General features: G+C 66.9%; 13 protein-coding genes. 3 read left to right on the forward strand and 10 right to left on the reverse strand.

Annotated elements, in window-relative coordinates:
* Together motA and EPK82_RS18205 are read left to right on the forward strand one after the other, a co-directional pair.
* A complete protein-coding gene (motA, locus tag EPK82_RS18200; protein ID WP_037053869.1) occupies positions 1–873 on the forward strand; it encodes a flagellar motor stator protein MotA in 873 nt (290 codons plus the stop codon).
* Positions 870–1811: a flagellar motor protein MotB gene (locus EPK82_RS18205; RefSeq protein WP_134677580.1), complete on the forward strand. Its 942-nt coding sequence runs from the start codon at positions 870–872 to the stop codon at positions 1809–1811. Before motA ends, EPK82_RS18205 begins: the two co-directional genes overlap by 4 nt.
* 8 nt (positions 1812–1819) lie before the next feature.
* Here the strand turns inward: EPK82_RS18205 and EPK82_RS18210 are convergent, their stop codons facing one another.
* The 10 genes from EPK82_RS18210 to glcD all read right to left on the reverse strand — a co-directional run bounded on the left by EPK82_RS18210 (position 1820) and on the right by glcD (position 13455).
* Positions 1820–2287, reverse strand: coding sequence for a hypothetical protein (locus EPK82_RS18210; RefSeq protein ID WP_037053864.1), 468 nt, complete (start codon positions 2285–2287; stop codon positions 1820–1822).
* On the reverse strand, positions 2284–3120 hold the full coding sequence (locus EPK82_RS18215) for a winged helix-turn-helix domain-containing protein (RefSeq protein WP_134677581.1): 837 nt from the start codon (positions 3118–3120) through the stop codon (positions 2284–2286). Before EPK82_RS18215 ends, EPK82_RS18210 begins: the two co-directional genes overlap by 4 nt.
* Before the next feature lie 337 nt (positions 3121–3457).
* A complete protein-coding gene (gene lafA / locus EPK82_RS18220) occupies positions 3458–4339 on the reverse strand; it encodes a lateral flagellin LafA (protein WP_037053859.1) in 882 nt (293 codons plus the stop codon).
* Between the two features lie 259 nt (positions 4340–4598).
* Positions 4599–4766 carry a rubredoxin gene (locus tag EPK82_RS18225; RefSeq protein WP_003242223.1) on the reverse strand — a complete coding sequence of 56 codons (168 nt, stop codon included), beginning with the start codon at positions 4764–4766 and terminating at the stop codon, positions 4599–4601.
* Between the two features lie 140 nt (positions 4767–4906).
* Positions 4907–6607 carry an L-lactate permease gene (locus EPK82_RS18230; protein WP_037053858.1) on the reverse strand — a complete coding sequence of 567 codons (1701 nt, stop codon included), beginning with the start codon at positions 6605–6607 and terminating at the stop codon, positions 4907–4909.
* A gap of 268 nt (positions 6608–6875) precedes the next feature.
* Positions 6876–9053, reverse strand: coding sequence for a malate synthase G (locus EPK82_RS18235; RefSeq protein WP_047590501.1), 2178 nt, complete (start codon positions 9051–9053; stop codon positions 6876–6878).
* Positions 9054–9183: 130 nt separating this feature from the next.
* Positions 9184–9582 (reverse strand): heme-binding protein, encoded by a 399-nt coding sequence (locus EPK82_RS18240; RefSeq protein WP_037057107.1) that lies wholly within the window; start codon positions 9580–9582, stop codon positions 9184–9186.
* A 97-nt stretch (positions 9583–9679) separates the two neighbouring features.
* Positions 9680–10897: a glycolate oxidase subunit GlcF gene (gene glcF / locus EPK82_RS18245; protein ID WP_037057106.1), complete on the reverse strand. Its 1218-nt coding sequence runs from the start codon at positions 10895–10897 to the stop codon at positions 9680–9682.
* Between the two features lie 3 nt (positions 10898–10900).
* Positions 10901–11956, reverse strand: coding sequence for a glycolate oxidase subunit GlcE (glcE, locus tag EPK82_RS18250; RefSeq protein ID WP_134677582.1), 1056 nt, complete (start codon positions 11954–11956; stop codon positions 10901–10903).
* The gene (gene glcD / locus EPK82_RS18255) at positions 11956–13455 is read right to left on the reverse strand and encodes a glycolate oxidase subunit GlcD (RefSeq protein WP_134677583.1); all 1500 of its coding nucleotides are present in this window, start codon (positions 13453–13455) and stop codon (positions 11956–11958) included. The genes glcE and glcD overlap by 1 nt, the downstream gene beginning before the upstream one ends.
* Before the next feature lie 237 nt (positions 13456–13692).
* On the opposite strand from glcD, the gene glcC reads away from it, so the two are divergent.
* Positions 13693–14466, forward strand: coding sequence for a transcriptional regulator GlcC (gene glcC, locus EPK82_RS18260; RefSeq protein WP_037057102.1), 774 nt, complete (start codon positions 13693–13695; stop codon positions 14464–14466).
* Positions 14467–14579: the final 113 nt, after the last annotated feature.

Genomic DNA, 14579 nt, shown 5'->3' on the forward strand with positions numbered 1-14579 from the left:
GTGCAGAAGTTACTAGGTGCATTGATCATCGTCGGCTGCGTGCTGGGCGGGTACGTCATGGCCCACGGCGAGCTGGCCATGCTCTGGCAGCCGGCCGAGGTGGTGATCATCGTCGGCGCCGGTCTCGGCGCACTGGTGGTGGGCAACCCCAAGGAAGTGCTGGTGGAGATGTGCCACCAGATCAAAGGCGTGTTCGTCTACAAGCGGCGCGGCGAGGAGTTCCAGCGGCAACTGCTGATGCTGCTGTACGAGCTGCTGGAGATGGTCGAGGTCGGTGGTCTCAAGGTGCTCGACGCGCACATCGAGGAGCCCGAGCAGAGCGAGCTGTTCGCCAAGTACCCGCTGATCCGTCAGGAGAAGAACCTGATGGCCTTCATCGCCGACAACTTCCGCCTGATGGCCATGGGCAAGATCAGCGCGCACGAGCTGGAAGGCTTCCTCGAACAGGAGCTGGAGGCCATGGAGCACATCCTGCTGCAGCCGTCGCGTTCGCTGCACAAGATCGGCGAGGCGATGCCGGGCTTCGGCATCCTTGCGGCGATCATGGGGATCATCATCACCATGGGCAACATCGGCGGTTCGGTGGCCGAGATCGGCGCCCACGTCGCTGCCGCGCTGGTCGGTACCTTCCTCGGCATCTTCATGTGCTACTGCGTGATGGAGCCGCTGTCCAACGCCATGAGCCAGCGCATCAAGACCGAGCTGTCGGCACTCGAGTGCGTGCGCACCACGCTGGTCGCCCATGTCGCCGGCAAGCCCACGCTGCTGGCCGTGGACGCCGGGCGCAAGCTGATCGAGCAGGACGTCAAGCCGGCCTTCAAGCAGCTGGAGACCTGGGTCAACCGCTACGAGGATGAAAGGGACGCGGCATGAAGAAGCGTGGCGGCGAAGAACACGAGATCATCATCAAGCGGCGTGGCAAGAAAGGCGGCCACGACGAGCACGGTGGTGCCTGGAAGGTCGCCTTCGCCGACTTCACCATGGCCATGATGGCGCTGTTCATGGTGCTGTGGATCATCCAGCCGCAGACCCAGGACCAGAGCCGGGCCAATGCGGACATGCTGAACAACCCGCTGGTCGATGGCGGCGCCGGCATCTTCGACGGCACCAGTACCACGCCGCTGGACCTCGACGGTATCCCGGTGCAGGTCAGCCCGCGCCAGGACCGCCTCAATCAGGCGCGTACGCCCCAGGACGACCCGGGGGCCGAGCAGGGTGATGGCCAGCCTGGCGCGGCGCGCAGGCCGCACTACGCCGAGCCGCTGCAGATGCAGGAGCTGGCGCAACTGATGGAGGCGCTGGCGCTGCAACTGGATGCCGAGGCCAACATCGAGGTGCAGGTGGTGCCCCAGGGCCTGCGCATTCTGATCAAGGACGATGCGCAGCGCTTCATGTTCGCCCGTGGCAGCGCGCGCCTGGACCCGCATTTCGAGACCCTGCTCAAGCGCCTGGCCGGCATCCTGGCCAAGGTCGACAACCACCTGATCGTCAGCGGCCACACCGATGCCACGCCCTACCGGGGCATCGTCGGCGGCTACAACAACTGGAACCTGTCGGGTGATCGCGCCCTGCGCGCGCGCAACGTGCTGGTCGAGGCCGGCCTGCCGACCCGCGCGGTGCTGCAGGTGACGGCGCAGGCCGATGGCATGCCGCTGCTGCCCGATGACCCGGAGAACGGTGCCAACCGGCGCATCGAGCTGCTGTTGCTGACCAGCCAGGCCGAGGGCCTCTACCGCGAGCTGTTCGGCGACACGCAGGTGCGTGTGGAATACCGCGCCGAGGGCGCGCGGCTGAGCACGCCGGAGTCGTGAGGGCGGCGCTACAGGTGGCGCGCCGGGCAGTAGAACTGGCGGGTTTCCAGGGCGTAGAGGCAGCCGTCGAGGCGGGTCAGGCGGATGGTCGAGCCCTTGTGCCGACCGTAGAGCAGGTTGAACACCAGCTCGTCGTCGACCTCGCTGGCCAGGCCGGTGACCTGGCCATCCTCGACGCGCAGGCGGTAGTTGCCGAGGAAGCCGTAGTCGACCGTCCCCGAGGTCTCCAGGATGCTGTCGCCCTGGCGGGTCATGGCGTAGAAACGCCCGTTGTTGACCTGCAGGCTGTGGCTGATGTCGAGCACCTTGCCGTTGCTCAGCTGGACCTGGCCGCTGGACTGGTAGCGGCCGTCGAGCTCCGCGCTGGAGCTGAAGCTGAGCCACAGCGCGAGCATGCCCAGGAGCATCGCCAGGGCGGTGGCGAACATGCTCAGCAGCCACACGCCGCTGATGCCGAGTTGCCTGCAGCGGCTCATGGCAGGCATCTGCTCAGTTGGGCATCGGCCACCTGACCCAGCTGGCTTTCATGCAGCATCAGTGAGCGTGCGCCGCCCCCCGGTTGCAGGCAGAGCAGCTCGTAGAAGCCACCACTCAGGCGCAGCACCAGCTTGGACGGCGCGCTGGCCAGTGCCGTGAGGCGGCTGGTCAGGCCATGGGTGTGCAGGATGAGTTGCTGCAGGCGCTGCGGGTTCTGGTCGATGTAACGCACGTTGAGGGGCCCCTGGGTCATCTCGCTGCTGTACAGGTCGTCTGGCTGGCTGATCCGGTACAGCGTCAGGAACAGGGCGATGCCGATGATGCTGAACAGGCTGAGCAGGATCAGCCAGGAGGCGCGCTGACGACTGTGGCGCCGCAGGAAGGCGGGTGGTGCGGCTGGCACGTCGGGCGCCGCGCCGGACGGGTCGGCGGCATCGCTGGCTGACGGCACGACCAGGTGATTGGGGTTGAGCAGGTAGCCGCGGCGCGGCAGGGTCTGGATGATCTCGCGGCTTTTCTCGTCGCCCAGCACCTGGCGCAGGGTATAGATCTGCTGGTTCAGGCTGCCCTGGCCCACTACCCGGTCGGCCCAGGCGTGGTTCATCAGCTCCTCGCGCGAGACGACCTCGCCCGGCTTCTGCAGCAGGCGCTCGAGCAGGCGGCTACCGGAGTAGCCGAGGTCGATCTTCTCTTCGATACCGCTCTTGGCCAGCGTCAGCTGATACAGCGCCGGATAGAAGTGCGCGTAGCAGTCACTGCGCCCGGTCCTGATGACCTGGCAGGCGATGGTGCTTCCCGGCTCGGTGGGCGGCGTGTCGGGGCTGGAGTTCATGCGGTCCTTAGAGCGAGCGACATTTCCGGCTGGAAACGTCCGGGCGACGGATGGTCAGCATTCTGGCGTCAGGGAAATGCAGTGGCAAGTCTTGTGCCAGTCACGAGCTGACCGAGCGGCCTCGCACAGGCCATGCTCAGTTCTATGCTAGCTGCTTCGTGGACGAAGTCGATGCAGTCGGCAGGTGTCGTGACGGTCATTTCAGCATCCCGTCGTTCGATGACGGTTGCACGCTGGCGATGCGCGTTGCCGGGGCTCAGGCCGTAACGAGAAACGCCCCGTGAGTACGGGGCGTTGGAGGGGGTGGCGCCATCCGTTGCGCCTGGATGACGCGGGATCAGCCCAGCAGGGACATGACCATGCCCGGCATCTGGCCGGCTTGCTTGAGCATGGAGATGCCCGACTGCAGGAGCATGGAGTTCTTGCTCATGCTGGCGCTTTCCTTGGCGAAGTCGGCATCCATGATGCGACCCTTGGCCATGTCGGTGTTGTCCTTCATGTTGCCGAGGTTGTTGGCGGTGTGGTTCAGGCGGTTGATGTTGGCGCCGAACTGGGCACGCAGCGCACCGATCTCGTCCAGAGCGGTCTCGGCCAGGGTGATCGCGCCGTTGGCGCCGGCCTGGGTCTCGAGCTTCTGGTCGGCGGCCGGAGCAGCGGCGAACTGGGTGTTCAGCGCGCCCAGGGCGGCGGTCAGGGTGCCGACGTCGGCGCTGACGTCCAGGGCCAGGGTTTCGGTGGCGCTGGCGCCGATCTGGAAGCTCATGCCGCCAGCGGTGCCGAACTTGCCGCCGGTACCGGCGATGTCGAACAGGGCCTCACCCGCGTACTTGGTGTTGGTCATGATGTTGGCCAGCTCTTTGCCCAGTTCGTTGAACTCGGCCGAGAGGGCCAGACGGTCGTCTGCGCTGTTGGTGTCGTTCGCCGCCTGGGTGGAGAGGTCTTTCATGCGCTGCACGATGTCGGTCATTTCGCTGAAGGCGCCTTCGGCGGTCTGCAGCAGCGAAACGGCGTCGCTGGTGTTGCGGATGGCCACGTCCATACCACGCGATTGAGCGTTCAGACGGGTAGCGATCTGCAGGCCGGCGGCGTCGTCGGCAGCGGAGTTGATGCGGAAACCGGTGCCCAGACGCTGCTGGTTGGTGCCCAGGGCGTTGTTGGTCTTGGACAGGTTGGTCTGAGTGATCAGCGAGGAGTAGTTGGTATGAATCGACAGAGCCATGATGAGATTCCTTCAGTTGAGTGAAGCTGGCTGTGATTGCCTGCTGTAAGTGAAGGGCGACCGGCTTTTGACGCTGCTTAAATGGCGTTTATGATTTTTCTGCGGGACGGCCGGCGAAGGCTCTGGTGCGGGCTTCAGGCCAGGGGGCTGCTGGGGCGTGAGGCGGCTGTAACGCGCTTGCGGGGCCTGCTGGCGGCGCCTGGCAGGGTGAAATGAAAACGGCGACCCGAGGGTCGCCGTTCGTTGAAATGACACGTGATCAGCCGATCTCGATCATCTCGAAGTCCATCTTGCCGACGCCGCAGTCAGGGCACAGCCAGTCTTCCGGCACGTCTTCCCAGCGGGTGCCGGGCGCGATGCCGTCGTCCGGCCAGCCCTGGCTCTCGTCGTAAATCAGTCCACAGACCACGCATTGCCACTTCTTCATATCGACCTCGGGTGAATCTCACGGTTTTGCGCGAGGCACGCTACCGCAATTGAACGGACGCGCCAAGCGGACAGGCGGTAATCGCCGCCTGCCAGAGGCCAACCAAAGTCGGGTCGTGCCTGGCACGACCCGCGCATGGACTAGCGGCTTGCCAGCAGCGGATCGCTGATACCCATGACGTACATGGTGACCAGCGCGATGCAGCCCGCAGCAGCGAGGTAGTAGAGCGTCGGCAGGATGGTCTTGCGCAGGGTGATGCCTTCGCGTCCCAGCAGGCCGACCGTCGCCGAGGCCGCCACCACGTTGTGGATGGCGATCATGTTGCCCGCCGCAGCGCCCACCGATTGCAGCGCCACCATCATCGCCCCGGACACGCCCAGCAGCTCGGCAGCGTTGAACTGGAACTGCGACAGCATCAGGTTGGACACGGTGTTGGAGCCAGCGATGAACGCGCCCAGGGCACCCACGGCCGGGGCGAAGAACGGATAGACGCCGCCCACGCTATCGGCCACCAGACGCGCCATGGCCACTGGCATGGAGACCAGGTCGGCGCCATTGACCCCGGAGTTGATCAGGATACGCACCATGGGGATGGTGAAGATCAGCACGAAGCCGGCACCGAGCAGGGTCTTGCTCGACTCGCCGACGGCCGCCTTCAGCTCGGAGAAGCGCATGCGGTGCAGGAAGAAGGTGACCAGCACCACCATGCACAGGATGCCCCCCGGCAGGTACAGCGGCTCGATGGTGCCGGACACGCCGGTCTCACCGAGAATGTCCTTCCAGCCGAAGCTCAGGCTCATCAGCGCGGCCTTGAGTTCGGGGAAGATCCGCGACAGCACCAGGAACACCGCGAGCAGCAGGTACGGCGCCCAGGCCATGGGCACGGAGATCGGCGCCTTGCCGGCCACCTCGTCGAGTTTCATCTCGATCTTGCCCATCCACTCGGCCGGCCAGTCCTTGGCGTCGGCGAAGTCCCAGGTCTCCTTCGGCAGGAGGAAGCCGGCACGGGCTGCCGGTACCACGATGGACAGGCCAACCAGGGCGCCGATCATCGACGGGAATTCCGGGCCGAGGAACACGCCGGCCGCCATGTACGGCAGGGAGAAGCACAGCGCGGTGAAGACGGCGAACGGCGCGATGGCCAGGCCTTCCTTCCAGCTGCGGTTCTTGCCGAAGAAGCGGGTCATGATCATCACCATGATCAGCGGCATCAGCAGGCCGATCACGCCGTGGGTGATGGCCACCCGCGAATAGATCAGGTGGAAGAAGGTCTCCCAGGTGCTGCCGGTGGCCGCCAGCTGTTCGGTGATGCCGGTCCTGTCCAGGCCGGCGCCGACGCCCACCAGGATCGGCGTGCCCACCGCGCCGAAGGACACCGGCGTGGATTGCACCATCATGCCCAGCACCACGGCTGCCAGCGCCGGGAAGCCGAGGGCGACCAGCAGCGGTGCAGCGACGGCGGCCGGGGTGCCGAAGCCGGAGGCCCCTTCGATGAAGCAGCCGAACAGCCAGGCGACGATCAGCGCCTGTACGCGCCGGTCTGGGCTGATGTTGGAGAAGCCACGGCGAATCGCCGCGATACCGCCGGAGTGCTTGAGCGTGTTCAGCAGCAGGATCGCGCCGAAGATGATCCACAGGATCGAGGCGGTGAGGATCAGCCCCTGCAGGCTGGAGGCGATGACCCGGTTGAGGGACATGTCCCAGGCCAGCAGGCCGATCAGGGCGGTCAGGACGAACACCAGCGGCATCGCGTACTTGGCTGGCCAGCGGAAGCCGATCAGCAGCACACCCGCCAGCACCAGCGGCACGAAGGCCAGGATGGACAGCAGCGTTTGACTCATGTGTTGGTTCCTTCTTTTTCTTGTGAACCACGGTTTTCCGGAGATATCCGGCGCCACGCATCTGGAGTGGCCGGGCGCCACGGCACCGACCATTCCGCGAGCAGCGACGCTGGGGATCACCCGCCGTCGCGCTCATGCTCGAAAGCCCCGACGGTCGGAAACCGTCAGGGCCTGTTGCAGCGCCGTGGCGTTCATCCACGGCGCTCAATCATTTTTCAGGAGGGGCTGGGCGGCATCCCGCTGCAGCCGCGTATAGCCCCTCCCACGCTCAGACCTCCTCTTTGAAGCGCAGACGCCAGGCGTGCAGCAGCGGTTCGGTGTAGCCGCTCGGCTGCTCGCGGCCCTTGAACACCAGGTCGCAGGCGGCGCGGAAGGCATGGGACTGCTCGAAACCGGGGGCCATCGGGCGATAGGCGGCGTCGCCGGCGTTCTGCCCGTCGACCACCTGCGCCATGCGTTGCAGCGTCTCGCGCACCTGGGCTTCGCCGACCACGCCGTGATGCAGCCAGTTGGCGATGTGCTGGGCGGAGATCCGCAGCGTGGCGCGGTCTTCCATCAGGCCGACGTTGTGGATATCCGGCACCTTGGAGCAGCCGACGCCTTGCTCGACCCAGCGCACCACGTAGCCGAGGATGCCCTGGCAGTTGTTGTCCAGTTCCTGCTGGATGTCGCTGGCGCTCCACGGGCGCTCGGCGCTGACCGGCACGCTGAGCAGGTCGCCCAGCAGGCTGTCGCGCTGGCTGGCCAGGTCGATCAGCTCCAGCTCGGTCTGCACGGCTTGCACGTCCACCTGGTGGTAGTGCAGCGCGTGCAGCACGGCGGCGGTCGGCGAGGGCACCCAGGCGGTATTGGCACCGGCCTTGGGATGGCCGATCTTCTGTTCGAGCATGGCCGCCATCAGGTCCGGCATGGCCCACATGCCCTTGCCGATCTGCGCCTTGCCGCGCAGGCCGCAGGCCAGGCCGACCAGCACGTTGTTGCGCTCATAGGCCTGGATCCAGGCACTGGACTTCATGTCGCCCTTGCGCAGCATGGCGCCGGCTTCCATGGCCGTGTGCATCTCGTCGCCGGTGCGGTCGAGGAAGCCGGTGTTGATGAAGGCCACGCGGCTGCTGGCGGCCTCGATACAGGCCTTGAGGTTGACGCTGGTGCGGCGCTCCTCGTCCATGATGCCCATCTTCAGGGTGGCCGCGGGCATGCCCAGCAGCTGCTCGACACGGCCGAACAGCTCGTTGGCGAAGGCCACTTCCAGCGGGCCGTGCATCTTCGGCTTGACGATGTAGACGCTGCCAGTGCGCGAGTTGCCGCGACGCTTGAGGTCATGCAGGGCGATCAGGCTGGTCACCACGGCATCGAGGATGCCTTCCGGAATCTCCTGGCCGTCGCCGTCGAGAATCGCCGGGTTGCTCATCAGGTGCCCGACGTTGCGCACGAACAGCAGCGAGCGGCCGTGCAGGGTCAGTTCACCGCCGGCGGCGGCGCTGTAGGTGCGGTCCGGGTTGAGACGGCGGGTGATGCGCTTGCCGCCTTTCTCCAGTTCCTCGGCCAGGTCACCCTTCATCAGGCCCAGCCAGTTGCGGTAGACCACCACCTTGTCGGCGGCGTCGACGGCGGCGACCGAGTCTTCGCAGTCCATGATGGTCGACAGTGCCGCTTCCATCAGCACGTCCTTGACGCCAGCGGCGTCGGTGCGGCCGATGGCGCTGCTGGCGTCGATCTGGATCTCGAAGTGCAGGCCGTTGTTCTTCAGCAGCACGGCGCTCGGCGTGGCGGCCTCGCCCTGGTGGCCGAGGAATTTCTCCGGCTGCGCCAGGGAAGTCTGCTCGCCGCTGCCCAGGGTCACCTGCAGCTGGCCGGCGACCACGGCATAGGCACTGGCGTCGGCGTGCGAGCCCTTGGCCAGCGGCGCGGCCTGGTCGAGGAAGGCACGGGCGAAGGCGATCACCTTGGCGCCGCGTACCTCGTTGTAACCCGGCCCCTTGCTGGCGCCGCCGTCCTCGCTGATCGCGTCGGTGCCGTACAGGGCGTCGTACAGCGAACCCCAGCGGGCGTTGGCGGCGTTCAGCGCGTAGCGGGCGTTCATCACCGGCACCACCAGCTGCGGGCCGGCCTGGCTGGTGATCTCGCTGTCGACGTTGGCGGTGCTGGCCTTGACGGTCTGCGGCTGCGGCAGCAGGTAACCGATGGACTCGAGGAAGGCGCGGTAGGCGGCCATGTCGCGAACCGGGCCGGGGTTGGCGCGATGCCAGGTGTCCAGCTCGGTCTGCAGGCGGTCACGCTCGGCTAGCAGCGCACGGTTGCGCGGTGCCAGGTCGTGTACCAGGGCGTCGAAGCCGCTCCAGAAGGCCGCGGCTTCGATACCGCTGCCGGGCAGCACTTCGTTTTCGATGAACTGCTTGAGCTCGGCGGCTACCTGCAGGCGCTGACATTGCACGCGTTCGGTCATTTTCCTGTTCTCCTGTCTGTCTGCATTCCTCTTTCATCGAAAGAGGAGAGAGGGGCACACCCTCTTCCGGCACTGCGTGCCACTTTCCCCCCGGGGGGGAAGGTCATCCGTTGGCGGCTACGCCGCATGTTCAAAGGGCTGCGATGCCCGCCTTGGCCACCTGCGCGTCCTGTTCGGCCTTGACCCCGGACACGCCCACGGCGCCGACCACCTGGCCCTCGACCACGACCGGTACGCCACCTTCCAGCGAGGTGATCAGCGGGGCGCTGATGAAGGCGGTGCGGCCGCCGTTGACCATGTCCTCGTAACCCTTGGTCTCGCGACGGCCGATGGCAGCGCTGCGGGCCTTCTCGGTGGCGATGTAGGCGCCGATCGGCGCGCAGCCGTCGAGGCGCTCCATGGCGAGCGGGTGGCCGCCGTCATCGACCACGGCGATAGCGACTGCCCAGCCCTGTTGCTGCGCTTCGCTGCGGGCGGCGGCGATGATCTGGCTGACTTCGGTCTGGCTGAGTACGGCTTTGTGTTGCATGACGGACCTCGTGTTCGTGGTTTCGTAGCCCGGATGCAATCCGGGTTCAGGGTGTTGGTTCTCCCGGATTTCATCCGGGCTACGTTTGCTGTGATGGTCAGCCCATCGCTTCTTCGACGATCTCGATCCAGTGCCGCACCGGCGTGCGTCCGGCGCCGTCCAGGTGGGTCTGGCAACCGATGTTGGCGGTGACGATGGCGTCCGGCTTGCCGCTCTCCAGGGCATTGAGCTTGTTGTCGCGCAGCTGGCGCGACAGCTCCGGCTGGGTCAGCGAATAGGTGCCGGCCGAGCCGCAGCACAGGTGCCCGTCGGGCACCGCGGTGAGGCCGAAGCCCAGGCGGCCGAGCACCGCCTCCACTGCGCCGCCGAGCTTCTGCGCATGCTGCAGGGTGCAGGGGCAATGGAAGGCCAGGCGCTGTTCGGCGCGGACCTGCAACTGCTCCAGGGCTTCGCCCTGCAGCACCTCGACCAGGTCCTTGGCCAGGGCGCTGACCCGCGCCGCCTTGGCCGCGTAGGCCGGGTCGCCGGCGAGCAGGTGGCCGTAGTCCTTGACGAAGGCGCCGCAGCCGCTGGCGGTCTGCACGATGGCTTCGGCGCCGGCCTCGATCGTCGGCCACCAGGCATCGATGTTCTGCCGGGCGCGGTTAAGGCCCGCTTCCTGGGCATTGAGGTGGTAGTCGACGGCGCCGCAGCAGCCGGCCTCGCGGATCGGCGTGACGCTGATGCCGAGACGGTCCAGCACGCGTGCGGTGGCGGCATTGGTATTGGGCGACAGCCCCGGCTGCACGCAGCCTTCGAGCATCAGCACGCGGCGCGTGTGGCGCTCGCTCGGGCGCGGCTTGGCCGGGCGCACTTCACGCGGCAGCTTGGCCTTGAGCGCCGCCGGCAGCAGCGGGCGCAGGGCCAGGCCGGTCTGGGTCAGGGCCTTGAACAGCGCCGGGCGGGGCACCACGGTGCGCAGGCCCTGGCGCAGCAGCTGCTGGTTGAGCGGGCGCGGCACCTGCTGCTCGGCGACTTCGCGACCGATGTCGAGCAGGTTGTGGTACTGCACGCCGGATGGGCAGGTGGTTTCGCAGTTGCGGCAGGTCAGGCAGCGGTCCAGGTGCTCCTGGGTCTTGGCGGTGACTTCGCCGCCTTCGAGCATCTGCTTGATCAGGTAGATACGTCCGCGCGGGCCGTCCAGCTCGTCGCCGAGCAGCTGGTAGGTCGGGCAGGTGGCATTGCAGAAGCCGCAGTGCACGCAGGAACGCAGGATGCGCTCGGCCTCTTCGGCGCGCGGCAGACGCTTGGCTTGTTCACTCAGGTTTGTCTGCACGTCTTATACCTCGGCGTACATGCGGCCAGGGTTGAAGATGCCCTGGGGGTCGAGCTGGTTCTTGAGCTGGCGCTGGTAGCGCAGCAGCGGGGCCGCCAGCGGCTGGAAGGGCTGCTCCTGACCGGCGACGAAGCAGGTGGCATGGCCGCCGGCCTGGGCCAGCGTGCGCTGGATCAGCTCGCCGCTGGCATCGGACTTGAGCCAGCGCTGTGCGCCGCCCCAGTCGATCAGCTGCTGGCCGGGCAGGTCGAGCAGGCCGCTGTTGGTCGGCAGCGACAGGCGCCACAGCGCACCCGTACCGGCGAAGAACGGCAGGCGCTGTTCGCGCAGGTCCAGCCAGTAGGCACTGTCGATCTCGTCGCCACCCAGGCGCTGGCGTGCGGCCTGGACCGAACCCTCACCGCCTTCCAGGCGCAGGTGCAGGGCCTGGCCGTCGTGGCTGGCGGCACTGATCGGCAGCGGCTGCTGGCCCCACTCGGCGAGCTTGTTCAGCGCGTGCCGGGCGTCCACCTCGAGGCGCAGGCTGAGTACCTGACGCGGCTTGGGCAGTACCTTGAGCGACACTTCGGCGAGCAGGCCGAGGCAGCCGAAGCTGCCGGCCAGCAGGCGCGACAGGTCGTAGCCGGCGACGTTCTTCATCACCTCGCCACCGAAACGCAGCAGCTTGCCCTGACCGGTGATCACGCGGGTGCCCAGCACCTGGTCGCGCACCGAGCCGGCCCAGGGCCGGCGCGGGCCGGACAGGCCGCTGGCGACCATGCCGCCGAGGGTGGCGCCGTTGCCCAGGTGCGGCGGTTCGCACGGCAGCATCTGCTGGTTGGCGTCCAGCGCCGCCTCGATCTCGCTCAAGGGGGTGCCGGCACGGGCGGTCAGCACCAGCTCGGTCGGGTCGTAGCTGACGATGCCCCGGTGGGTGCGGGTGTCGAGCACCTCGCCGGTGGTAGCCCGGCCCAGATGGGCCTTGCTGCCGCTGCCCTGGATGCGCAGCGGCGTGGCACTGTTGAGTGCGTGGTTGACCTGTTCCAGCAACGCGGCGCTGGCATCGAAATCATGCGACATCAGAAGCGCTCCAGTTCCGGGAAGGGCAGTTGGCCGTGGTGCACGTGCATGGAGCCGAACTCGGCGCAGCGGTGCAGGGTAGGGATGTTCTTGCCCGGATTGAGCAGGCCTGCCGGGTCGAACGCGGCCTTCACGGCGTGGAACAGGGTGATCTCGTCGCTGTTGAACTGCGCGCACATCTGGTTGATCTTCTCGCGCCCGACGCCGTGTTCGCCGGTGATGTTGCCGCCGACCTTGACGCACAGTTCGAGGATCTTGCCGCCGACGGCCTCGGCCCGTTCCAGCTCGCCGGGCACGTTGGCATCGAAGAGGATCAGCGGGTGCATGTTGCCGTCGCCGGCATGGAACACGTTGGCCACGCGCAGGCCGTACTCCTCGGAGAGTTCGGCGATGCCGCGCAGGACCCCGGGCAGTTCGCGGCGCGGGATGGTGCCGTCCATGCAGTAGTAGTCCGGCGAGATGCGCCCGACCGCCGGGAAGGCGTTCTTGCGTCCGGCCCAGAACTTCACGCGCTCGGCTTCGTCGCGGGCCAGGCGTACTTCGGTGGCGCCGGCCTTCTGCAGCATCTCGCCGACGCGCTCGCAGTCGTCGGCCACGTCGGCCTCGACGCCGTCGAGCTCGCACAGCAGGATGGCTTCGGCGTCTACCGGGTAGCCGGCGTGGATGAAATCTTCCGCAGCGCGGATGGCCAGGTTGTCCATCATCTCCAGGCCGCCGGGGATGATGCCGGCGGCGATGATGTCGCCCACGGCGCGGCCGGCCTTTTCCACCGAGTCGAAGGCCGCCAGCAGCACCTTGGCCACCTGCGGTTTCGGCAGCAGCTTGACGGTCACCTCGGTGACGATGCCGAGCATGCCCTCGGAGCCGGTGAACAGTGCCAGCAGGTCGAAGCCGGGCGCGTCCAGGGCATCGCTGCCGAGGATCATGAACTCGCCTTCGACGGTGAGGATTTCCACCTTGAGCAGGTTGTGCACGGTCAGGCCGTATTTCAGGCAGTGCACGCCACCGGCGTTCTCGGCGACGTTGCCACCGATGGAGCAGGCGATCTGCGAGGAGGGGTCCGGGGCGTAGTAGAGGTCGAACGGCGCCGCCGCCTGCGAGATCGCCAGGTTGCGTACGCCCGGTTGCACACGGGCGAAGCGACCTTCGCGGTTGATCTCGAGAATCTGGTTGAAGCGCGCCATCACCAGCAGGATGCCCTGCTCCAGTGGCAGGGCGCCGCCGGACAGGCCGGTGCCGGCACCACGGGCGACCACCGGGACGTTGCGGGCGTAGCACAGCTGCAGCAACTGCTGCACCTGCTCGATGCGCTCGGGCAACACCACCAGCATGGGGGTGGTGCGATAGGCGGACAGGCCATCGCACTCGTAAGGCTTGAGGTCCTCGCGGGTATGGAGGATGTCGAGGTCGGGCAGACGCTGCTGCAATTCCGCCAGCAGGGCGGCCTTGTCGACCTTGGGCAGCGCGCCGTCGACGCGCTCGTCGTACAGAATGCTCATGGCAGGCTCAATCGGGAACGTTGTTTTTATGGGCGGTCATGCTGCGACCATGGGCCGCATATTCAGCTTGCGTTCGCTTGCCAGTCCACCGTCTTTCATGCTGGTCGGACCAGTTTCTTTCTCCAGGCTTTCACACCAACATGGCTAAAGCGCTTATTCTCTAGCGCCATGCTGGCCGATCCGGGGTGGATCGGACTGCGCTGTAAAACTGGTACGACCAGTTGTGATGAGGACGAAATGGACGCGAATCTGAACGCTGCACGACGGCAGGTGAGTGACGTGGTGGCCGAGCGCATCGAGCGCCTGATCGTCGATGGCGTGCTCAAGGTGGGGCAGCCGCTGCCGTCGGAGCGGCGCCTGTGCGAGAAACTGGGCATCTCCCGCTCGGCGCTGCGCGAGGGGCTCAAGGTGTTGCGCGGGCGCGGCATCATCGAGACCGCCCAGGGGCGAGATTCGCGTGTGGCCAAGCTCAGTGGCGAGCGCGATGCCAGCCCGCTGATGCACCTGTTCAATTCGCAGCCGCGCACGCTCTACGACCTGCTTGAGGTGCGCGGCCTGCTCGAAGGGGAGTCGGCGCGGCTGGCGGCGCTGCGTGGCACCGAGGCGGACTTCGTCCTGCTGACCCGGCGCTACGAGGAGATGCTCGCCGCGCATACCCAGGAAAACCCGGTCGACCCGCGCGAGCATGCGCGTCTCGACCATGCCTTCCACCTGGCGATCTGCGAGGCCTCGCACAACCCGGTGCTGGTGCACACCCTGCAATCGCTCACCGACCTGATGCTCAGCACCGTGTTCGCCTCGGTGAACAACCTGTATCACCGGCCGGCGCAGAAGCGGCAGATCGACCGGCAGCACGCACGTCTCTACCACGCGGTGCTCGAGCGCCTGCCGGAGCAGGCCCAGCGTGCCGCACGCGACCATATCAACAGCATCCGCGACAACCTGCGCGACATCGAGCAGGAGGAGCAGCGCCTGGTGCGCGCGACCATGCGCCTGGAAGGCTGGACATGAGCTGCGAGCCGCCTGCTTCAAGCGGCAAGTAGAAGCCAGCGCCTGGTCGCGGTTGCCGTTGGGAGGCGTTGCGCCGCAGCAGGCATTTCAGCACGGCACGCCAGGCGGCTGAT

It is taken from the genome of Ectopseudomonas khazarica (assembly GCF_004521985.1).
Classification (GTDB): Bacteria; Pseudomonadota; Gammaproteobacteria; order Pseudomonadales; family Pseudomonadaceae; genus Aquipseudomonas; species Aquipseudomonas khazarica.